This window comes from Mesorhizobium sp. WSM4844 (assembly GCF_055811775.1).
Genome location: NZ_JBVVQB010000027.1, coordinates 1 through 21,746 on the forward strand (window position 1 = coordinate 1; position 21,746 = coordinate 21,746).

At 63.1% G+C, this 21,746-nt stretch carries 18 protein-coding genes; 11 read left to right on the forward strand and 7 right to left on the reverse strand.

The features are described from left to right. Positions 1-302: 302 nt before the first annotated feature. The 5 genes from AC0L2A_RS20675 to AC0L2A_RS20695 all read left to right on the forward strand — a co-directional run bounded on the left by AC0L2A_RS20675 (position 303) and on the right by AC0L2A_RS20695 (position 7,142). Positions 303-1,199, forward strand: a complete 897-nt coding sequence (locus AC0L2A_RS20675; protein WP_473610381.1) for a substrate-binding domain-containing protein — start codon at positions 303-305, stop codon at positions 1,197-1,199. Then, positions 1,196-2,653, forward strand: coding sequence for a sensor histidine kinase (locus tag AC0L2A_RS20680; RefSeq protein WP_473610382.1), 1,458 nt, complete (start codon positions 1,196-1,198; stop codon positions 2,651-2,653). Before AC0L2A_RS20675 ends, AC0L2A_RS20680 begins: the two co-directional genes overlap by 4 nt. Beyond that, entirely contained in the window at positions 2,643-3,986 is a 1,344-nt protein-coding gene (locus AC0L2A_RS20685; protein WP_473610383.1) for a sigma-54-dependent transcriptional regulator, read from the forward strand. The genes AC0L2A_RS20680 and AC0L2A_RS20685 overlap by 11 nt, the downstream gene beginning before the upstream one ends. A 151-nt stretch (positions 3,987-4,137) precedes the next feature. Further along, a complete protein-coding gene (locus AC0L2A_RS20690) occupies positions 4,138-4,665 on the forward strand; it encodes an arsenate reductase (azurin) small subunit (protein ID WP_473610385.1) in 528 nt (175 codons plus the stop codon). Between the two features lie 14 nt (positions 4,666-4,679). After that, entirely contained in the window at positions 4,680-7,142 is a 2,463-nt protein-coding gene (locus AC0L2A_RS20695) for an arsenate reductase (azurin) large subunit (RefSeq protein ID WP_473610386.1), read from the forward strand. Positions 7,143-7,281: 139 nt separating this feature from the next. Here the strand turns inward: AC0L2A_RS20695 and AC0L2A_RS20700 are convergent, their stop codons facing one another. The 3 genes from AC0L2A_RS20700 to AC0L2A_RS20710 form a co-directional block, all read right to left on the reverse strand. Beyond that, positions 7,282-8,805 carry a xylulokinase gene (locus AC0L2A_RS20700; RefSeq protein WP_473610387.1) on the reverse strand — a complete coding sequence of 508 codons (1,524 nt, stop codon included), beginning with the start codon at positions 8,803-8,805 and terminating at the stop codon, positions 7,282-7,284. Positions 8,806-8,887: 82 nt separating this feature from the next. Then, a complete protein-coding gene (locus AC0L2A_RS20705) occupies positions 8,888-9,856 on the reverse strand; it encodes a shikimate dehydrogenase (RefSeq protein WP_473610389.1) in 969 nt (322 codons plus the stop codon). 73 nt (positions 9,857-9,929) lie between these two features. Continuing rightward, the gene (locus tag AC0L2A_RS20710) at positions 9,930-10,571 is read right to left on the reverse strand and encodes a glucose-6-phosphate isomerase (RefSeq protein WP_473610390.1); all 642 of its coding nucleotides are present in this window, start codon (positions 10,569-10,571) and stop codon (positions 9,930-9,932) included. A gap of 104 nt (positions 10,572-10,675) precedes the next feature. On the opposite strand from AC0L2A_RS20710, the gene AC0L2A_RS20715 reads away from it, so the two are divergent. The 6 genes from AC0L2A_RS20715 to AC0L2A_RS20740 all read left to right on the forward strand — a co-directional run bounded on the left by AC0L2A_RS20715 (position 10,676) and on the right by AC0L2A_RS20740 (position 17,055). Then, complete coding sequence (locus AC0L2A_RS20715) at positions 10,676-11,449, forward strand: orotidine 5'-phosphate decarboxylase / HUMPS family protein (RefSeq protein WP_473610392.1); 774 nt, start codon at positions 10,676-10,678, stop codon at positions 11,447-11,449. Further along, positions 11,434-11,940, forward strand: coding sequence for an SIS domain-containing protein (locus tag AC0L2A_RS20720; RefSeq protein ID WP_473610393.1), 507 nt, complete (start codon positions 11,434-11,436; stop codon positions 11,938-11,940). Before AC0L2A_RS20715 ends, AC0L2A_RS20720 begins: the two co-directional genes overlap by 16 nt. Before the next feature lie 307 nt (positions 11,941-12,247). Continuing rightward, a complete protein-coding gene (locus tag AC0L2A_RS20725) occupies positions 12,248-13,720 on the forward strand; it encodes an ABC transporter substrate-binding protein (protein ID WP_091596667.1) in 1,473 nt (490 codons plus the stop codon). Positions 13,721-13,793: 73 nt separating this feature from the next. After that, a complete protein-coding gene (locus AC0L2A_RS20730) occupies positions 13,794-14,930 on the forward strand; it encodes a carbohydrate ABC transporter permease (RefSeq protein WP_473610394.1) in 1,137 nt (378 codons plus the stop codon). Further along, positions 14,927-15,973 (forward strand): carbohydrate ABC transporter permease, encoded by a 1,047-nt coding sequence (locus AC0L2A_RS20735; protein WP_473610396.1) that lies wholly within the window; start codon positions 14,927-14,929, stop codon positions 15,971-15,973. The genes AC0L2A_RS20730 and AC0L2A_RS20735 overlap by 4 nt, the downstream gene beginning before the upstream one ends. 5 nt (positions 15,974-15,978) lie before the next feature. Further along, the gene (locus tag AC0L2A_RS20740; protein WP_473610397.1) at positions 15,979-17,055 is read left to right on the forward strand and encodes an ABC transporter ATP-binding protein; all 1,077 of its coding nucleotides are present in this window, start codon (positions 15,979-15,981) and stop codon (positions 17,053-17,055) included. A gap of 114 nt (positions 17,056-17,169) precedes the next feature. On the opposite strand, the gene AC0L2A_RS20745 is transcribed toward AC0L2A_RS20740, so the two are convergent. The 4 genes from AC0L2A_RS20745 to uxuA all read right to left on the reverse strand — a co-directional run bounded on the left by AC0L2A_RS20745 (position 17,170) and on the right by uxuA (position 21,720). After that, the gene (locus AC0L2A_RS20745) at positions 17,170-18,678 is read right to left on the reverse strand and encodes a tripartite tricarboxylate transporter permease (protein ID WP_027151366.1); all 1,509 of its coding nucleotides are present in this window, start codon (positions 18,676-18,678) and stop codon (positions 17,170-17,172) included. 10 nt (positions 18,679-18,688) lie between these two features. Continuing rightward, positions 18,689-19,150 (reverse strand): tripartite tricarboxylate transporter TctB family protein, encoded by a 462-nt coding sequence (locus tag AC0L2A_RS20750; protein WP_023797766.1) that lies wholly within the window; start codon positions 19,148-19,150, stop codon positions 18,689-18,691. Between the two features lie 100 nt (positions 19,151-19,250). Then, complete coding sequence (locus tag AC0L2A_RS20755) at positions 19,251-20,228, reverse strand: tripartite tricarboxylate transporter substrate-binding protein (RefSeq protein WP_473610399.1); 978 nt, start codon at positions 20,226-20,228, stop codon at positions 19,251-19,253. A gap of 259 nt (positions 20,229-20,487) precedes the next feature. Beyond that, positions 20,488-21,720, reverse strand: coding sequence for a mannonate dehydratase (gene uxuA, locus AC0L2A_RS20760; RefSeq protein WP_473610400.1), 1,233 nt, complete (start codon positions 21,718-21,720; stop codon positions 20,488-20,490). Positions 21,721-21,746 lie beyond the last annotated feature (26 nt).

Consider the following 21,746-nt stretch of genomic DNA (forward strand, 5'->3'; position numbering starts at 1 on the left):
CCCCACTCCGAGTCCCCCCCCCCCCACCCCCCCCCCCACTCGGGGCGGGCACAATCCGGTGGCCCCCGCCCTCGGCAGATTGCCTGCCTTTCGGCGCCAACGCGAAGTTAAAGGTGCGCGGCAGCGTTCCCTCCCCCTTGTGGGGAGGGTTAGGGTGGGGGTACATCGTAGAGCGAAAGCCTCGGCTGGATGCGTCGGCTCGCTGCAAAAATCCGGCTTCGTTTTGCAGTTCCTGGACGTCTGCATTTTCGGATATGATCGGATCGACCGGGCGCGCTCCCACCCCGGTCGGGAGGCTATTGTTGAGGAACCTAGGCAACCCGCACAGGGCCACCGACGGCGTTCCGATCACACGGCGTGATCTGATTGCGGCCGCCGTTTCGGGTGCGGTCTTCGCCCCCGTTGCGCTTGGCGCCGAGGAAGAGAGTTTAAAATTCGGCCTGACGCCGGTCTTCCTCTCGAACGATCTCGAACTGCTTGGCCATCTGCGCAGCTATCTCAGCGCCAGGATCGGTGGCCGGATCGAGCTCGTGACGCGCCGCACCTATCAGGAGATCACCGCGCTGCTGGTTTCCGGCCAGATCCAGTCGGCATGGATCTGCGGCTATCCCTACGTGCAGTTCAAGGCCGATCTCGACCTTGTCGCAGCCCCGGTCTGGCACGGCAAGCCGCTCTACCAGTCCTACCTGATCGCTTCGGCCGACCGTAAAGTGGATGACTGGGCCGGACTGAAAGGCGACGTCCATGCGTTCTCGGACCCTGACTCGAATTCGGGTTTTCTGGTGACGCGGGCGCTGCTTGCGGAGAACCGCCAGCTTGCCGGCAGCTTTTTCGCACGCAGCTTTTTCACCTATGGCCACCGAAACGTCATTAGGGCCGTCGCCTCCGGCCTCGCTCAGTCGGGCAGTGTCGACGGCTACGTCTACGAGGTCATGCGCGAGACCGAGCCGGATCTGGTGAAGCAGACCAGGATCGTGCGCAAGTCGGAATGGCTGGGCTTTCCGCCAATAGCGTCGCCGAAGTCCGTCGCCAACGATCGACGCGTCAGGGCGTTGCAGCAGGCCTTGATTTCCATGCAGGATGATGCCGAGGGTCGCAAGGTCCTTGCCCTGCTTCGTCTGGACGGGTTCGTAGCAACCGGTCCGTCGCACTTCGACGCGATTGCGGCCAAGGTGGAAACCGTGAGGCAGTTTGGATGAAACTGTTTTGGCGTTTCCGATCGATTCCCGTCTCCTACCGCGTGCCGGTCCTTGTCGCCTTGCTCATGGTGGTCATCAGTGCGGCCATTTCCGAGCGCGTGCTCAGCCGGCTGTCGCGGACACAGGAAAGCTTCCTCAACGGTCTTGCCGAAACCTATCTGGACGGGCTTTCGTCAGCGGTCGTGCCGGCTGTGTTGCGGGCCGACGTCTGGGAGGTGTTCGACGCGCTCGACAGGTCCTCGGCGTCGTATAAATCGCTCGCTCCGATCGAGACCGTGGTGACCGGCTCAGACGGCAAGGTGCTCGCGGCGAGCGATCCGAACCGGATCGCGACCTATTCCGAATTGTCGGCCGATTACCGCAATCGCTATGGGCCGGACGTCGTCACCATCGACGAGGCCAGGTTGACCGGGTTCGCCCACCGCGATCTCGTCTACCAGGGCCAGCCGATCGGCACCATCCACGCGACATTCGATGTTTCGCATCTCTTTGCCGAGCGGCGTGAGATTCTGGTCACCCTGCTCATTACCAATGGCGTCCTTGCGGCGTTGTTCGCGCTGGGCGGCTTCGTGCTGGTGAGGCAGATGATCGGGCCGATGCGGGTGCTGGAGGATCACATGCGCGCTGCAGCGCATGGCGCGGCCGAGCCGATCTCACCGTGGGAAATCCCGGCCGGGGACTCCGAAGTCGCAGGCCTGTTCCGCGGCTACAACGCCCTTGTCCATGCCGAGCGTGAGCGCGCGAACCTCGCCATGCAGCTCGCCGAGGAAGAGAAGCTGTCGAGCCTCGGGCGTCTCGCTTCCGGCATGGCGCACGAGATCAACAATCCGCTTGGCGGCCTGTTCAACGCACTGGATACGTTGAAGACCCATGGCGAAACCCCCGGTGTTCGCGACACATCGATCAGCCTGATCGAGCGCGGCCTTGCCGGCATTCGCGACGTGGTCGAGGCCGCGCTTGCGACTTATCGGCCAGAACGATCGCAGCGCCCGATGACGGCCGCCGATCTGGATGATGTCCGCCTGCTGCTGAAGCCGGAATTGCGCCGCAAGCGGCAGCGGCTGGATTGGAGCGTCGCATGGAATAGTGCGCGGGAATTGCCCATCCGAGGCGGTCCGGTCCGTCAGGCAGTCCTCAATCTCCTCCTCAATGCCAGCGCGGTCACTCCGGAGGACGGGGCGGTTTCGCTGACGGCGATGAGCCGGGAAGACCGGTTGCACATCGAAATTGGCGACCAGGGCACCGGGATGCCGGCCGACATCGCGGGGATTCTCATCGACCAGGACCCCGGTCCGGCGGTGCGCGTGGGGCGTGGCCTCGGCCTCTGGATGGTCCGCCGCGTGGTTGACGATCTCGGCGGACGTGCCAGTATCGCAGCCAAAAGAGGCGGAGGGACGGTGGTCACGCTGACAATTCCCTTCGACAGGGAGGACACCAAAGCCCATGCCGCCTGAGCGCGCCCGGATAGGCCTCGTCGAGGACGATCCCGTCATGGGCGGGTCGATCGTCCAGCGCCTCGAGCTTGAGGGCTGGCAGGTGAATTGGTGGCAGTCAGGGCGGGATGCCATCTCCGGAATTGAAGGCCTCTGCGGTTGCCTCGACCTGGTGATTTGTGACGTCCGTCTCCCGGATATTTCCGGCGAAGTGGTTTTCAGCGAGCTTGCCAACCTGCCGAATTCGCCGCCCTTTGTCTTCGTGACCGGCCATGGCGAGATTGACCAAGCTGTCCGGTTGATGCGATCCGGCGCCGTCGATTTCATGACCAAGCCGTTCGCGATGGATGAATTCCTGCGCAGGATCGATGCCGCGCGGCGGACAACGCATAGCCAGCTTCGTCTCAAGGGCTATTTCCTCGGCGAGTCCCCGGCCATCCAGCATGCCGAAGACCTGCTGCGTCGTTATGCGGGCCACGATCTTCCGGTGCTGATCACCGGCGAGACCGGATGCGGGAAAGAAGTGGCGGCCCGTCTGCTGCATGAGGTCTCACCTCGGCGCCTGGAGCCGTTCATCGCCGTGAACTGTGCGGCGATCCCGGCCGAACTGCTGGAAAGCGAGATTTTCGGTCACGAAAAAGGGGCGTTTACCGGGGCGCAGCAGCGGCATCTCGGATACGCCGAACGGGCCGGAAAAGGCACGTTGTTCCTAGACGAGATCGGCGACATGCCAATGCCGCTTCAGGCAAAACTGCTCAGGCTCATTGAGGATGGCAGTTTCAATCGCGTCGGCGGCGAGACGCCCTGCACGTTTGGTGCACGGGTCGTCTCCGCCACGCATCGCGACCTCGGCCAACGCGATGGCCGGTCGAGCTTCCGCGAAGACCTGTATTTTCGCCTCGCGGTCCTGCCGGTGACGATTCCACCGCTGCGCGAGCGGCATGAGGACATCACCTGGCTGCTCGACAGGTTCCTTGAAAACGCAGCGACCCGATCCGACACCCGGATCCGGGGTTTCAGCGCGCTGGCCGAGGAGGCCGCACTCGCCTATCCCTGGCCCGGAAATGTGCGGGAGCTTAGAAACCGTGTCGAGCGGGCGGTGGCGTTGTCGACCAGTGAATGGATCATGCCCGGCGACCTGTTCCCGGAGCGGACAACAAAGCCCGCAACTGCTGCATTCGTGCCGCTGGCCGATGTTCGCGATGCCGCGGAGCGGCGGCAGATAGAGCGGGCGCTGGACGAAACCGGCGGTCAGATCGCAAAAGCAGCCGGGTTGCTGGCGATATCGCGGACGACGCTTTGGGAGAAGATGACGCGGCTCGGCGTTGCCGATCGGGCGCGTTCGACTTCCTGAACCTTAGGCAGTGCAGCATGTCCGGATTTCCGAACATGCGGGCTGCATGGCGCGGGTTTTACAGCAGTTTCTCGCATGAAACCGGCGGCTTCTCCGGTTGGCACAGGCGTTGCAAGACCGCTTGCGACGATTTCGCCAATGGGAGGAATGCATGGATCGCTGCAACAGGCTGGTCGACATCGGCCGCCGTCAATTCTTGAGGGGAGGGGCGTTCGCCGCCGCCGGCATGGCCACCGCCGTGGCGCTGCCGGCACAAGCCGAGACCAAGGCCGCACCCGGTCTGGCGCTGGTCGAATACCCGTCGAACAAGCTGGCCAATATTGCCGATTTGAAACCAAATGAGCCTTTCGATGTCGGCTACCCCGATGAGAACGCGCCCGGTGTGCTGCTGAAGCTTGGAATGAAAGTTGAAGGCGGCGCCGGTCCTGACGGCGACATCGTCGGCTTCTCCACCATCTGCCCGCACAAGGGCTTCCCGCTCAACTACAACGCCGACGACCACTCCTTCAATTGCCCCGGCCATTATTCGCGCTTCGATGCGGATGCCGGCGGGCAACAGATCTGGGGGCAGTCGACCGCCAACCTGCCGCAATACGCGCTCCGCATCGACGACAAGGGCGACATCTATGCCGAGGGCCTGGACGAGCTGCTCTACGGCCGTCTGAGCAACGTGCTTTAAGGGAGGATCGGATCATGGCCTACAAACGTCACATCGACCGGCTGCCGATCATTCCGGCGGATGCCAGGAAACACAACGTCACCTGCCACTATTGCATCGTCGGCTGCGGCTATCACGCCTACACCTGGCCGACCAACAAGCAGGGCGGCACCGATGCCGCCTCGAATGTGTTCGGCGTCGAGCTGTCCGAGCAGCAGGCCGCCGAGACCGACGCCTGGTACGCGCCGTCGATGTACAACATCGTCAAGCAGGACGGCAAGGACGTCCACATCGTCATCAAGCCGGACCACGACTGCGAGGTGAATTCCGGCCTCGGCTCGGTGCGCGGCGCCCGCATGGGCGAGCTGCGTTACTCGACCGCCCGCGGCTCGCAGCAGCAACGTCTGACCGATCCAATGGTCTGGCGGTACGGCCAGATGCAACCGACCTCCTGGGAGGATGCCCTCGATCTCGTTGCCCGTGTCACCGCCGCCGTCGTCAAGGATCAGGGCGAGGATGGGCTGTTCGTCTCCGTTTTCGATCACGGCGGTTCGGCCGGCGGCTACGAAAACACCTGGGGCACCGGAAAACTCTATTTCGGCTCGATGAAGGTGAAGAACATCCGCATCCACAACAGGCCGGCCTACAATTCCGAGGTCCATGCGACGCGCGACATGGGCGTCGGTGAGCTGAACAACTGCTACGAGGATGCCGAACTCGCCGATACGCTCGTCTCGGTCGGCAACAATCCGTTGGAGACGCAGACCAACTATTTCCTCAACCACTGGGTCCCGAACCTGCGCGGCACCTCGCTCGACAAGAAGAAGGCCCAGCTTCCGGACGAGCCGCACGATCGCGCGAAAATCATCTTCGTCGATCCGCGCCGCACCGTATCGGTCAACGCGGCCGAGGCCGAAGCCGGCAAGGACAACGTCATGCACCTTGCCATCAATTCCGGCACCGACATGGTGCTGTTCAATGCCTGGCTGACCGAGATTTCCGACAAGGGCTGGGTCGACAAGGCTTTCATCGACGCGTCGACCAAAGATTTCGACAAGGCGCTTGCCGCCAACAAGACCACGCTTGAAGATGCTGCGAAAATTACCGGGCTGACCGTCGACCAGATCCGTCAGTCGGCGGCATGGATCGCCGAGCCCAAGGACGGCAAGCGTCGACGCACCATGTTCGCTTACGAGAAGGGCCTGATCTGGGGCAACGACAACTATCGCACCAATGCCGCGCTGGTGAACGTCGCGCTCGCCACCGGCAATGTCGGTCGCGAGGGCGGCGGCTGCGTTCGCATGGGCGGCCACCAGGAAGGCTATGTCCGTCCCTCCGACGCGCATGTCGGTCGACCCGCCGCCTATGTCGACAAGCTGCTGATCGAGGGCAAGGGCGGCGTTCATCACATCTGGGCCTGCGACCATTACAAGACCACGCTGAACGCCCACCAGTTCAACATGGTCTACAAGAAGCGCACAGACATCGTGAAGGATGCGATGAGCAAGGTCGCGTATGGCGACCGGCAGGCGATGGTCGAAGCTATCCTGGCCGCCATCAAGGCCGGCGGCCTGTTCTCGGTCGACGTCGACATCATCCCGTCGAAGATCGGCGCGGCGAGCCATGTCTGGCTGCCGGCGGCCGAGTCGGGCGAGATGAACCTGACATCGATGAACGGCGAGCGTCGCATGCGGCTGGTCGAGCGCTACATGGACCCGCCCGGCAACGCCAGGCCGGACTGTCTGATCGCAGCCGGGCTTGCCCAGCACATGGAAAAAGTGCTGCGCGAAATGGGCGACAATGCCTATGCCGACCAGTTCAAGGGTTACGACTGGAAGACTGAGGAAGACGCCTTCATGGACGGCTACAACAAGAATGCCGGAGGCGGCGAGTTCGTCACCTATGAGCGTCTGAAGGCGATGGGCAATAACGGCTTCCAGGAGCCCGCCACCGGTTTCGAAGACGGCAAGATCGTCGGCACCAAGCGTCTCTATAGCGACGGCAAGTTCGGCACAAAGGACGGCAAGGCGACCTTCATGGAAGCGCAATGGCGCGGCCTGCAGGCGCCGGGCAAGGAGGAGCAGAAGAAGAATAACAAGTATCTCATCAACAACGGGCGCGCCAACCAGGTCTGGCAGAATGCCTTTTTGGACCAGGAGAGCGAATTCGTGATGGACCGCTGGCCCTATCCGTCCATCGAGATGAGCTCGGACGACATGAGCGAACTCGGGGTGAAGAACGGCGACCTCGTCGAGGTTTATAACGAGAGCGGCTCGACCCAGGCGATGGTCTACCCGACGCCGAGCGCCAGAAAGGGCGAGACCTTCATGCTGTTCGGATTCCCGACCGGCGTGCAGGGCAACGTCATCAACGCCGGCACCAATGAGCTGATCCTGCCCAACTACAAGCAGACCTGGGCGAACATCCGGAAAATCTCGGATGCGCCGGAAGGCGTGAAGCACCTGTCGTTCAAGTCGCAGGAGTATCAGGCCGGCTGAGGCGGCCCTCCCAAGCCCCATCAGGCCGCCGACCAATGCCATGAGGCAGCGGCGGCCTCGAGCTTCTCCTCGGGACTGCCGAGGGCTGGGACCCGAATCTCGGAGCTGCGCAAAACCCCGTGCGTTCGCCAGGCAGACGTCACGGCTGGGTCTGGCGCGTGGCGGCCGCCAGTGCGTCAATGTCGTCGTAGAGCGCCTGACTGTGATGGTAGAGCTGCTCGAAAACCGGTTGGGTGCGGCTGTAGATCTCGACCCATCCGGGGTCCGGCAGGATTTCGGCGCCGTAGCTCACGAAGCGCTCGGCCGCCTGGTCGACGCGCGAGAAGCGGCCTGTCGCCGTCGCGGCCATCGCGGCACAACCGACAATGCCGCATTCGGGCTCCCGCGGGACCAGGATCGGAATGTTGAAGGCACTGGCCTTGATCTTCAGCCACAGTTCGGTGCGCGCCCCGCCACCGGCGGCGATGACGCGCTCCAGCGGCCTGTTCGACGCCTGTTCCATGATGCGGATGTGGCGCGTCATGGCAAAGGCGATGCCTTCCAGGATCGAGCGGTGCAGATGCTCCATGCCATGCCCGGCGCCCAATCCGAAGAACTGTGCGCGGGCGTTGCGATGGCGCCCCAGGCGTTCGCCGGTGAGAAAGGGCATGAAGAGCAGCGCGTCGCAACCGGCCGGCGCCTCGGCGGCGCGGGCGACGATCTCGTCGTAAGACAGCGCGTTGACGTGGAAGGCGCGGCGTGCCCAGCGCATGCCGTCGCCGCCGGTCTCCAGCAGCACGAATTGCGCCCAGTTGCCTTCGACCGTCGCAACGTTCGAGATTTCCGGGTCAAGCAGCGGCTTCTCCGCGATAACAGTGATGATGGCGCCCGTGCCGGTGCTGTCGGAACCCATTCCCGGGCGACAGGCGCCTGAGCCGAGGAGTGCCACCGGATAGTCGGCGCCACCGACCAGCACCGGGGTTCCAGAGCGCAGGCCGCTGTCGAGCGCCGCCTGTTCGGTGACGTGGCCGACGACATCCAGCGGATTGCGGATCGGCGGCAGCTTGGCGGCATCGAGACCCATGCGCTCGATCATCACCGGCGACCAGTCGAGCCGCTCTGGGTTCATCAGGAAACTGCAGGACGCGTCGCCTGTATCCATGGCGATCTCGCCGGTCAGCCGGTAGTTGATGTAATCCTTCGGCATGATGGCGACGGCGCTGCGGGCGTATGCGGCGGGATCGTTGTCTCGGACCCATTGCAGTTTGAAGCCCGGCCATGCGGGGGTCGGCGTGTTGCCGCTTTCGGGCAGGTAGCTGTCCGGCTGGTTCGCTTGCTCGAAGCGACGGACGAGATCGACGGTGCGCTTGTCGTTCCAGAGCGGTGCCGTGTCGCGCGTCAGCGCTCCGTGCGCGTCGAGCAGGACCAGCCCGTGCATCTGCCCGCAGACGCAGATGGCGGAGATGTTTTCGCGGGCGCCTTCGACGCGGTCCAGCACCGTCTTGACGCTCGCTCGCGCACCCTCCCACCAGTCGAGCGGCCGCTGTTCGGCCCAGCCGAATTCCGGCACGATCTGGTCGTGCTCGCGCGACGCAAGCTCGAGGATCTTGCCGGCGACATCGATCAGTGCGGCGCGGACGCTGCCGGTGCCGACGTCGATGGCGAGGAAAAGGTCGCCGCTCATTTCGGAAGAGTCCTGAGATGGGCAAACATGTGATCCTCTGTCTATCGGTCAGAGCGAGCGCGGCGTGACGAGACCCACGGCATCAGCCTTTCACCGCTTCGATGGCGATGCGCGACATCGCGTCGAAATCCGGCCCGGACACCGGGATCGCGATGTCGAAGACCTCTGCGATCACCTGCGTCCAGCCATGCAGGAAATATGTCCAACCATCCTCGATCTGCAACTGCTGTCGGGCCTGCTGCCGCCTTGCCTGGTCGAGGAAGATCAGGTCGCCGCGATAGTTGAGATCCCAGGCAATGCCGCGCTTGGGGAACACGCCGTCATCGGTAATCGGCGAGCCGGGCGCGTCCTTGCCAAGTCCGGTCGCGTTGATCACCAGCGAGCCTGGTTTCAGTGCCGCCAACGTCTCGTCATTGATCTCTGGTCGGTCCGCCAGGACATATTCGATCTCGACCGTCGACATCATGTCTTTGTGGATGCGCTCGATTTCATCGAGACGCGGCTGCCAACGGTCGCTGACAATGATGCGCGAAGGCACGTCGGCGCTACGTTGCTTGCGCATCAGGTGCCAAGTGATCGCTATCGTCGATCCGCCGGCGCCCATCGACAGGACCTCCGCGCCGGTGTCCGCAAAATATCCCGCCGGAATGAAACCGTCTATCGCAAGGCCCGAAGAGATCGGATCCTTGGCATGGCAGACGAGTTTTCCGCCCCGCTTCGACAGGCAACTGGTCTCGTGCATCAGGCGGCCGTACGGATCGATCACATCGAACAGGTCGCGCGCTGCGTTGAAAAGATCGATCTTGTGCGTGGTGACCAGCGCGCCAAGCGACTGCGGGTCGGATTTTATGAAGGAGACGACCTCACGGTAGGCCTCCGGATCGGCATGGAGTGGAAAGTCGATGCCCCTGAGAACCGCATCCTTGAGAACCGCTTCCTTCAGCCCGAGGTGGCGCGCCCATGCCGGGAAAACCCGCATGATCGAGCTGCTCGTCGTCGTGACGCCGATAAAATAGAATGTCGGCTGGATGGCCGGCAGATAGCGGCTCATTTGCCATTCTCCCGGATTTTCTCCGCGCGCAGTGCAGCAATGCTAAATGAAGCAGCGATCTCGTAGCGAGCCTTCATGCTGGCGCCGTGCCGGATTGTTGCCCATAGAGGGCAGAGATCAGCTTTGCGTCACGCGGTCGCCAATCCGGGTTGTCGACTTGCCTCCAGCCTCCATCGCCGGCGACCACACGCGAGCGCATGCCTCCCGATCTCGCGATGATCTCGTAGTCCTGCCCTGAATCGGCGGGGTAGCAGAACAGCATCACCAGATCGCCTTCCCCGACATTGATCGAGCGGTGGACCCAGAACGGCGGAACATAACAGACGGTCTGGGCGTCGATCGGCAGGATGCGAACCTCGCCCTCCGGCGACTCCATCAGCATGAGACCGTGGCCTTTCTGGCCATAGTAGATCTCGGGCCGGTCGGCCTGCCTGTGGATGTGACCGCGCGTCATGAAATATTCGTCGCCGACCTTGCCTGGCGCCATGTGCGTGACGCCGAAAATCAGGTCGCCCGACTGCTCGGTCGGTCGGAACTCGGAGACCTCGTAGACGATGCGCTCGCCCCATGTCGCGCGCATGGCTTCGAAGGCCGCGGCGTCGGCATAGAGCCCGTCCAGATCGCGGAGGCGCTTCTGGTAGCTGCCGGTTGCATCTCCCATCGCACCAGTCGACAGGTCGACCTTGCATGCAATGGGCTCAAACAATCTCGTCAAAGGACTACCTCATATTGCGTTGCAGCTGCGTCGGCGCTGATCTGGCCCGCACCTCTGCTTTCGACAAGAACCACACTTGCTTTGCAGGGTACGATTTGCTCCCTATGCAGACCAGCCTGGAGGTTGCTGGATTATGGCAGGTTTCGACCACGAAGCACACGACAGTGGGTTGGGCGGCATGCCGCATCCGCTGTCTTAAGCAATCCGGGAGACCCGCCTTGCTCCTCCAGGTCGCCTTCGACAAGCCTGAGCACCTGGCCCTGCTCGCGCAGATGAAAGAATTTGCCGACATTATCGAAATCGGCACGCCGTTGCTGAAACGCCTCGGCCTCTCGGCCATCACCACGGCGCGCGAGCTCTGCCCTGAAGTCATGGTGTTGGCTGATACCAAAACCGTCGACGCCGGCCGGTTCGAGGCTGATATGGTATTCGGCGCCGGCGCCGCATTCATGACGGTGCTGTCGTGTGCTTCGTCCGCCACGCATGAGGCGGTCGGAAAACGTGCCGCCGCCTTCGGCGCGACGGTCGTCGTCGATACCATCACCGAGGCGGGCAAGGCAGAATTGCTTCCCTTGAATGCTGTCTTCCCCGAAAGCTTCGGCTACATCGCTGTCCACTCGCCAACCGATGCGCGGCTGGCCGGCAACATTTCCACGTCACATATCGACGCCGTCAGAAAGATGCATGATCGTGGCTTCCTGGTTTCGCTCGCCGGCGGGATCGGCCCCGACACGCTGGAAGCGGTGATCGCAGTCGAGCCCGAAATCCTCGTGGTTGGCAGCGCCATCACGGAATCCGCAAACCCGAAAGAGGTAGCACGATGGATTCGCGACAGATTGCCCAATCCAGGCCGTGGCTGGCCGTGGGACAGGAGATAGCCGACCTTCTCGGCCGGATCGACGCCGACGCCTTTGCAAGGCTGGTGCAGGCGTTCGATGACCCTGATCAGCGATGGTTCTTTTCCGGGCAGGGACGCTCCGGCCTTGTCGCGCAGATGGGTGCGATGCGCTTCATGCATCTTGGCCGAACGGTGCATTTCGTCGGTGAAGTATCGGCGCCATCGATCCGCGAGGGCGATGCGCTGCTGATCGTCTCCGGCTCTGGAGAGACGCCGGTCAGTACAGGTTTTGCCCGCATCGCCAAAGCGGAGGGCGCCAAGGTCGTTACGCTGACGCATAAGCCAGCCGGTAGCCTGGCCGGCATTGCCGATGTCACGCTGCATGTCCCTGTCGAGAAATCGCAACAGTTTGGCGGCAGCCTGTTCGAGCAATCCTGCCTCATCCTGCTCGATAGCATTGTGCTCTTCATGGCCCAGCAGATACCCGACGCGCACAGACTGATGTTGCACCGCCACACCAACTTGCAGTGACCATGCCGACGGTGGTGAGCATCGGTCACGGGGATTGTCGATGCGGTGGAATATTCCCCAGGCAAGATCGAGCGGTTTTCTGGCGACTCCGCGCTAAAACCGCCGCGCGCTTTTGGGCGACATGCATTAGCCGGGAAGCCCGCGGGGCAGCTCACCTTCCGTCGCGGCAAGGCACTGGACTCGCTGCGCGATGCCGATATTGTGCTTGGCAAGCGTTGGTGCCGTGCTCTGGCGACGGCAACCGACGGGGAGATACCGGCGGCTTGGTTCGCAGGAACATGTCCCGGTCAACACGGGAGGAAGTCTGATGAGAATTGGGGTCTTTCTGGCCGGCTTTTCGGCTTTTGCCGCGCTGGTTGGCGCGCCTGCCTTTGCCCAGGACAAGCCGTTTGCGGGGGTTACCGTGAACGTCATTACGCAGACCGGTGCGATTCAGGAGCCGCTGCAGCGGCGTGCGCCCGAGTTCGAAGCGCTCACCGGCGCCAAGATCAATGTCATCGCAGTGCCCTTCTCGGATCTCTATCAGAAGATTCTCACCGATTGGGCGAGCGGCACCAACTCGGTCGACGCCGGCGTGTTCGCCCCGCAATGGATGGTCGACTACATTGCCGGCGGCTACCTCGAGGACCTGACGCCGCGGGTCGAGGCCGACAAGGACATCCAGCAGGACGATGTGGGCGCGTTCTTCCGGGACTTCTCCGAGAAGTACAGCGGCAAGACCTACATGATCACGCTCGATGGCGACTTCCACATGATGTACTACCGCAAGGATGTGCTCGAAGCGGCCGGCCTGGCGGTGCCGAAAACCTGGGACGAGTATCTCGAGGTCGCCAAGGCCACGCACGGCAAGGACATGAGCGGCGATGGCACGCCGGATTTCGGCTCCTGCATCGCCAAGAAGCGCAACGCGCAGAGCTATTGGTTCGTCACCGATGTGGTCGGCTCGATGACCCAGTCCAAGGGAACCAGCCAGGGCACCTTCTTCAACACCAAGGACATGACGCCGCTCGTCAACAACGACGCCTTCCGCAAGGCGCTCGACTTCCTGTCTGAATCGACCAAGTACGGCCCGCCGGACGAACTGAACCTCGACGTCAGCGATACAAGGCCGCTCTTCGCTTCCGGCCGCTGCGCGCTGAACCTCGACTGGGGTGATGTAGGCACGATCTCGATCGATCCGAAGCAGTCCAAGGTGATGGGCAAATGGGGCGCTGCGATCATGCCCGGATCCAAGGAGGTCCTGAACTGGGACACCGGCAAGCTAGAAGCCTGCACGGCAGAAAACTGCCCGCACGCGATCGACGGCGTCAACCATGCACCATTCGCCGCCTTTGGCGGCTGGGGCGGCGGCATCAACGCGGCGGCCGATCCGAAGGTGAAGGACGCCGCCTACGCCTACTTCTCGTTCATGACGCAGCCAGCGCAATCGAATGCCGACGTTACCGTCGGCGGCACCGGGTTCAACCCGTACCGCACCTCGCAGCTCGGCTACAGCGACCTTTGGAAGAAGGCCGGCATGAGCGAGGAGGAGGCCAAAGTCTACCTGGGCGCGATCAACGACAGCATGAGCAGCCCGAACATGATCCTCGACCTGCGCATCCCACAAAATCAGAAGTACCAGCAGGTCGTGCTCGACGAGGCGGTCTCGCGCTTCCTCGCCGGCGAAATCGACAAGGAAGCGACCGTCGCGGCGGTCGAGGAAGGCTGGAATGAGCTGAACGAAGAGGTTGGCAAAGACGAGCAGCTCAAACTTTACAAGGCGACCATCGGCGCCAAATAGGCAGCCAAGCAAACAACCCGGCGTGGCATCGTCCGCGCCGGGTCTGATGCCTGCCCCACTTTCTCAGGGTATGATGACCGCAACCGACACGATGCCAGACGCTGCCGACCGCCGCAGCTGGGCCGAATGGCTGGACGGTCACTCAGGCCGGATCATGGTGCTGCCAGCCGTCGTCGTGCTTCTCTGCTTCGCAATTTTTCCGCTCATCATCTCGGCCTATCTCGCTCTTTCGCGCTTTGCGCTCGCGTCGGGCGGATTCACGTTGAAATTCATCGGACTTTTGAACTTCCGCAAGCTGCTGGTCGGCTCGCAGCAGTATCACCTGCTCGGTAAGTTTGGCACGTTCGGCTTTGTCCAATTCGCTTTGCTGGCCTTGATCGCGGCAGGGCTGTTTTTCCTCCTCGCCCGCTACTTGTTACGTGGCAGGCCGACCATCGTCGGCACGGTTGGTCGGCTTCTCGCGACGGCGATGGCGATGGGCCTGGCGGTTCTTGCGCTGGCCACCATGGCGCCGGGCGGCGTGCCGGGGACTGTCGTCAACACGCTTCTCTACGTGTTCGTCGGCGTGTCCGTGCAGTTCGCACTGGGGCTCGGCCTCGCGCTGCTGTGCGGCCAGCCGATCCGCGGCCGGAATTTCTTTCGCGTCCTCTTCTTCATCCCGCTGATGGTAACCCCGGTCGGCATCGCCTACACGTTCCGAATGCTCGCCGACATGCAGAAGGGGCCTTTCGCCCCGCTCGTGCGCGCTTTCGGCATCAGCGAGTGGTCGTGGGCGACGGAGGCCTGGTCGGCGCGGCTGATGGTGTTGGTCGGCGACACCTGGCAGTGGACGCCGTTCATGTTCATCGTGCTGCTGGCGGCCATCGAAAACCAGCCGCGCGATCAGGTCGAGGCGGCACGGCTGGACGGCGCCAACGGCTTCCAGATTTTTCGCGACATTACCTGGCCAGCGATCGCGCCGATTGCCGCTACCGTCGTGCTGATCCGGCTCATCGAGGCTTTCAAGATCATCGATCTGCCGAACGTGCTCACCGGCGGCGGCCCCGGCCTGGCGACGGAATCGATGACGCTCCATTCCTTCATTTCCTGGCGCACCCAGGATCTCGGCGGCTCGGCCGCTATCGGCTACATGCTGCTCTTCATCTCGACCATCGTATGCGTCTCGTTCTTCAACTTCGTGGTCCGGCCGGCGCGCCGGTTCGAAGCATGAGCACCGAGCCGCGCTCGCTGGCGCGCCGGCTGTTCGAGCCGGCCTCGATCGACAGCCAGGCGCCGGTCGCCAGGGTGGTGACCTATGTGCTGCTGTTCCTGTGGACGCTGGTTGTGGTGCTTCCTCTCTACTGGGTGTTCATCACGTCCTTCAAGGGGCCTGGGGAGGTCGACAACGGGCCGTTCTATCTTCCGTTCGTCGACTTTGCTCCCTCGCTTCAGGCATGGGACTTCATGCTCGTGCAGAATTATACGCTGCGCCCTTACATGAATTCGGTCGTTGTCGCCGTCGCCAGCACGCTGCTCGCAGTCCTGATCGGCTCGCTGGCAGCCTACGCGCTCGTGCGTATCCGCTTCCAGGTGAAGCTCGCTGCCGTTGCAATCTTCCTGATCCTGCTCACCGCAATCATCGTGGCGGTGGCCACTTTCGGCGTGCGCTGGGAGATCGCCATTGTCGTGGCGGCAGCTCTCTTCGTCATTGCGCTGTTCACGCTCGTTGGACGCACGAAGCTTGCGGTCGGCAACAGCGACATTGAGTTCTGGATCATCTCGAACCGTATCATGCCGCCGATCGTCGCCGTATTGCCGATCTACGTGATGTTCCAGCAGATGCGCCTGCTTGACACGCAGGTGGCGCTGATCGCCACCTACACCGCCATCAACCTGCCGATCGTGGTGTGGCTGACGCGCGATTTCTTCGCCGGCATTCCGCTCGACCTCGAGGAGAGCGCACAAATAGACGGGGCCTCCAAGTTCCGCGTTTTCTTCACCATCGCGCTGCCGCTGGTGCGGTCCGGCCTGGTCGCGACCTTCCTGCTGGTGCTGATCCTTGCCTGGAACGAGTATCTGCTGGCCCTCTTCCTCTCCAATGCCGATGCGCAGACCATGCCGGTGCTGGTATCGGCACAGAACACGACCCGTGGGCCGCAATGGTGGAACATGTCGGTGTTGATCACCGTGATGATCGCCCCCGTGATCATCATCTCCAGCATCCTGCAGAAGCACATCGCGCGCGGACTGCTGGTCGGCGCAGTGAAGGGCTAGTCAATATGCGGGTCACCCTGTCCGATATCTACAAGTCCTTCGGCGCGGTCGAGGTGGTCAAAGGGCTCGACCTGGAGATCGAGGACGGCGAGTTCCTGGTGCTGCTCGGCCCTTCAGGCTGCGGCAAGACGACAGCGCTGCGCATGGTGGCCGGGCTTGAATCGGTGAGTTCGGGCCGCGTCCTCATCGGCGACCGCGACGTCACCCATGTGCTGCCCAAATATCGCGACGTGGCGATGGTGTTCCAGTCCTACGCGCTCTATCCGCACATGACGGTTGCCGAGAACATCGCATATCCGCTGAAGCTGCGTGGCATGCCGCGCACTGAGCGCGACGCCGCCGTGCGCAGCGCCGCCGTCAAGGTGCATCTCGAGGAGTTCCTCGACCGCTATCCGCGGCAGCTTTCCGGCGGTCAGCGGCAACGCATCGCGCTCGCCCGCGCCATGGTGCGGCGGCCGAGCGTCTTCCTGATGGACGAGCCGCTCTCCAATCTCGACGCCAAGCTGCGCGGCCACATGCGCTCGGAACTGAAACGCCTGCAGGCCGATCTGGGCGTGACGACGATCTACGTCACCCACGATCAGATCGAGGCCATGACCCTGGCGCACCGTGTTGCCATCATGAACCGCGGCGTCGTGCAGCAGATCGCGACCCCCCGTCAGATCTACGACGATCCGGCAAACCTGTTCGTCGCCGGCTTCATCGGCTCGCCGCCGATGAATTTTCTCCAGGGCGAGCTGGTCGAGGGTAGCTTCGCCTGCGCGGAAGCGCGATTTGCGACCAGCGTTGCCGAAAGCCGGAAAAAGGTCACTGCCGGCCTCCGACCCGAGGATTGCCGGGTCACCGGCCCATCGGAGGGCAAGGTTGAGGCGCGGGTCTATGCCGTGGAACTGATCGGCGATCATACCTTGATCACCTGCCAGTTCGGTGGGGCCACCGTAACCGTCAAGGCCGATAAATCGGCGCACTACGATATGGATGAGCCGATCGGCATCACCTTCCAGGATACTGCCGTCTTTCTGTTCGATGCGGAAACCGGAGCCCGCATCGGCAGTCGCGGCTTTGGACAGGCGGCCGCGTGACTTAAGTTCTTGTTTTTATGGATGTCGTTATCGCAAAACCGCTGCGCACCCTCGGGTCAGGCCCGAGGGCAGGCCCTGGGTCAGGCCCAAGGGCATGCTTTTGCGTGACATACATTAATTCTCCTCCACGAACACCTCTTCGCGCTTCTTCTTGACCGCTGGCAGGAAGACGATGACGAGCACGGCGAAGGCGATGAACAGCAGGCCGGCGCTGATCGGCCTCGTCACGAAGGTGGTCGGGTCGCCGCGCGCGAGAATCATGGCACGGCGCAGGTTTTCCTCGAGCAGCGGGCCGAGCACGAAGCCGAGCAGCAGCGGCGCCGGTTCGCAGCGCAGCTTGGTCAGGAGATAGCCGAGCAAGCCGAAGAAGGCGACGGCGTAGAGGTCGTAGATGTTGGTGTTGACGCTGTAAACGCCGATCGAGCAGAACGCCATGATGATCGGGAAGAGCACGTAGTAGGGGATCGTCAGGAGTTTCACCCAAAGCCCGATCAGCGGCAGGTTCAAGATGATCAGCATCAGATTGCCGATCCACATCGAGGCGATGATGCCCCAGAACAGCGCCGGCTGTTCGATCGCGACATTGGGGCCGGGCACGATGCCCTGGATGATCATCGCGCCGATCATCAGCGCCATGACCGGGTTGGCCGGAATGCCGAGCGTCAGCATCGGGATGAAGGAGGTCTGCGCACCGGCATTGTTGGCCGATTCCGGTCCGGCGACGCCTTCGACGGCGCCCTTGCCGAATTCCCCGGGGTTTTTCGAGATGCGTTTTTCGACCGTGTAGGAGGCAAAGGCTGCAAGGATCGCGCCGCCTCCCGGCAGGATGCCGAGCGCCGAACCGATGATGGTTCCGCGCACGATCGGCGCCGCCATGCGGCGAAAGTCGTCGCGGGTCGGCATCAGGCCGGAGACGCTTCGGATCATCACCGAGCGCTCGTGCTCGTTTTCGAGGTTGCGCAGGATCTCGGCGACGCCGAAGACGCCGACCGCCACCGCGACGAAATTCAGCCCGTCGGCATATTCGCGGATGCCGAGCGTGAAGCGCGGCGTGCCGGTGTAGATGTCGGTGCCGACGATGCCGAGCAGCAGGCCAAGCACGACCATCGCCAGCGCCTTGACGATCGAGCCGTGGGCGAGCGCGACGGACGAGACGAGGCCGACGATCATCAGCGAAAAATACTCGGCCGCGCCGAATTCCAGCGCGATCGCCGTCAGCGGCGGGGCAAAGACGGCGACGAGGAAGGTCGACACCGTGCCGGCGAAGAACGAGCCTATCGCCGCGATGGCGAGTGCCGCCCCGGCGCGGCCGTTCTTGGCCATCTGGTAGCCGTCGATGGCGGTGACGGCCGACGAGGATTCGCCAGGCATGTTGATGAGGATGGCGGTGGTCGAGCCGCCATATTGCGCGCCGTAATAGATGCCGGCGAGCATGATAAGGGAGGAAACCGGGTCGCCGATCTGGAAGGTGATCGGCAACAGCATGGCGATGGTGGCGGTGGCGCCGATACCGGGCAAAACGCCGATCAGCGTGCCGAGAAGGACGCCGATCAGGCAGAAACCGAGATTTGCCAGCGACGAGGCCGTCGAAAAACCAAGCGCGAGGTTGTCGAGGAGTTCCATGTTCATCTCCTCAAAACTGCAGCCACGGGCCGAAGCGCCGGAACGGCAGGCCGAGCGCATAGCTGAAGACGAGGAACGCAAACAGCGTCAGGCCGGCGGAGAGCACGAGCGCGGTCAGCGGCCTCATGCGACCGCTGGCAAAGGATGCGATCAGCGCCGTCAGGAAGATCGAGGGGAGGAAGCCGAGGCCGCGCACGGTCAGGCCGAAGAAGATCGGGGCAGGCAGGATGAACAGCATGCCGCGCCAGGCTACATGGCCGATTGGCTCGCTCTCGAAGCGCACCGCTTCGACGAGGATGACGGCGCCAAGCAGGATCAAAACGATTGCCAGGACCAGCGGGAAATAGCCCGGTCCCATGCGGAAGGCGGTGCCGATTTCGAGGTCGAGCGACTGCAGCGCGAAAAATCCGCCGAGAAAGATGAACAGCGCGGCGCATATGCCGTTGGTCGTGTCGATTGTGAAGGGTTTCATGACGTCCTCCCAGGCCCGCGCCGCGGGCGCGCCGATGCCGGTGTGAAAATGGGGCCGGTGTGAAAAAAACGGGGCGCTGGTGGGCGCCCCGTTCAAAATCTCAGTCGGCGTATTGGCCGGCGGCTTCGATGATCGGCTTCCAGCGCGCGATCTCGCCCTCCAGCTTGGCCTTCAGCGCGGCCGGAGTCGCATCAGCTTCAGGCGATGGCTTGGTGCCGAGTTCGGCGAAGCGGGCGACGACATTCGGGTCCTTCAGCGCGACCTGAAGCGACTTCGACAGGCGTTCGGTGACCTCGGCCGGCGTGGCCTTGGGCGCGTAGAGGCCGTGCCAGATGCCGACCTGCACTTCCGGGAGACCGGCTTCCGTCGTCGTCGGGACGTCCGGAAGAACATCGAGGCGTTCAGCCGAGGTTACGGCGTAGACCTTGATCGTGCCGCCCTGGATCTGCTTGGTGGTGTTGGTCGACTGATCGCACATGATGTCGACCTGGCCGCCGAGAAGGTCGGTCATGGCCGGGCCGGTGCCCTTGTAGGGCACGGTGACCAGCGGCGTGCCGATCGCGCTCATGAACAGCATGCCGCACAGATGCGAGGCCGCCCCTATGCCGGCATTGGCTACGGTGACGGTATCCTTGTTGGCCTTGGCATAGTCGACCAGCCCCTTCAGGTCGGTCGGCTCGAGGTCCTTGCGGCCGACGATGGTCATCGGCACCTCGGTGACGAGGCCGACATATTCGAAGCTGTTCAGCGTGTCGTATGCGAGCTTTCTGTATAGCGTGGCGCTTGTCGCCATGCCGATATGATGGAGGAGCAGCGTATAGCCGTCCGGCTCGGCGCTCGCGACGCGACCGGCGCCCAGCGTGCCGCCGGCGCCGCCGACATTCTCGACGATGATCTGCTGGCCGAGATCCTTCGACATGGCTTCCGCGACGAGGCGCGTGACCGTGTCGGTCGGGCCGCCGGCCGAAAACGGCACCACCACGGTGATGGTGCGTTCGGGATAGGTTTGCGCGCCCGCGGCGAACGAATAGAGCGTGACGGCGGCGGCGGCGGCCAGAGCGGCGGCGAATCTTCTCATCTCAATTTCCTCCCAGGATATGAATTCCCAACCGCCCCCTGGAGTTCTTCTCAACACCGGCTGCGGGTGGACCAATAACTAGCGTAACCTAGCGGATTGCAATCGGACTCAAGCCGCATGGTGCTATTATACACAAGTCCGCGCAAATGGGTGAAAAGGTGCCGTCAGGCCGGAGGCGGACTGCCGGACGCCCAGCGGTCGAAGATGGCATGTTTAACCAGCACAGGTCGCGGACCGGCCTGTGGCATTTCCCTCTGGATTATGCGGTGTAAGTGGAGATCGGCTCTCCTGATGTCGACCTGCGAATCGCATGTTCGACGCCGCGGAGCTCGGCCAATCCCTTGAGCCGACCGATGGCCGGATAGCCGGGCTGCGCCCCGCGCGTCAGGTCATCGAGGATATCCTGGCCGTGGTCGGGGCGCATCGGGATGACGGCGTCCTGGCGTCCTTCCACTTTGCGCCGCGCTTCCTCGCGAAGCAGCGCCGCCACCACCGCCACCATGTCGGTGTCGCCGGCAAGGTGCTCGTCCTCGTGGAACGAGCAGGGGGTGCCGGCCGCTTCCTTGCGCACATTGCGCAGATGGGCGAAATGGATTTTTGGCCCCATCCGCTCGATCATGCCGGGCAGATCATTGTCCGGTCTTGCGCCAAGCGATCCGGTGCACAGCGTCGCGCCATTGGCCGGGCTGTCGACTGCGCCCAGGACGTAGCTGTAGTCGGCCTCGGTCGACATGATGCGCGGCAGGCCGAGCAGCGGAAACGGCGGATCATCGGGGTGGCAGCAGAGTCGCAGGCCGAGGCGTTCGGCCGTGGGCACGACCTCCGCCAGGAAATCGACGAAATGCCGGCGCAGGGCGGTTGCGTCAATGCGATCATAGTTTGACAGTTGAGCCGCGAGGCCGTCGAGAGACGTGTCTTCGGTCGAGCCGGGCAGGCCGGAATTGACGCTTTTTGCCAGAACCTTGCGTGCTTGGTCATCCATTTGCGCATATCGGCGCTCCGCCTCGGCGGCGATCTCCGGTGTGTAGTCGCCGAGCGCCGCCTGGCGTTTCAGGATATGGATGTCGAATGCGGCGAAGTCGATCAGATCGAAGCGCATGGTGGTGCCGCCATGCGGCAAGCGCCAGGCAAGATCGGTGCGGGTCCAATCGAGCACGGGCATGAAATTGTAGCAGATGACCGAAATGCCGGCTCGCGCCAGGTTTTCCAGCGATGTCCTGTAGTTGGCTAGATGGCTGCGCCATTCGCCGACCTGCGTCTTGATCGCTTCGGAAACCGGCAGGCTTTCGACAATCTCCCAGCTCAGTTCGCTTGCGCTGCCATCCGGCAAGAATGCGACTTCGCGCTGACGCCTTTCGATTTCGGCGGGCAGCCAGACGGCGCCGTGAGGAACGTGGTGAAGGGCCGTGACGATGCCTTGCGCCCCGGCTTGACGCGCGTCCGCGATGGTCACCTTGTCGACCGGGCCGAACCAACGCCACACATGTCTCATTCAAGCACTCCCTTAGTAAGAATCGC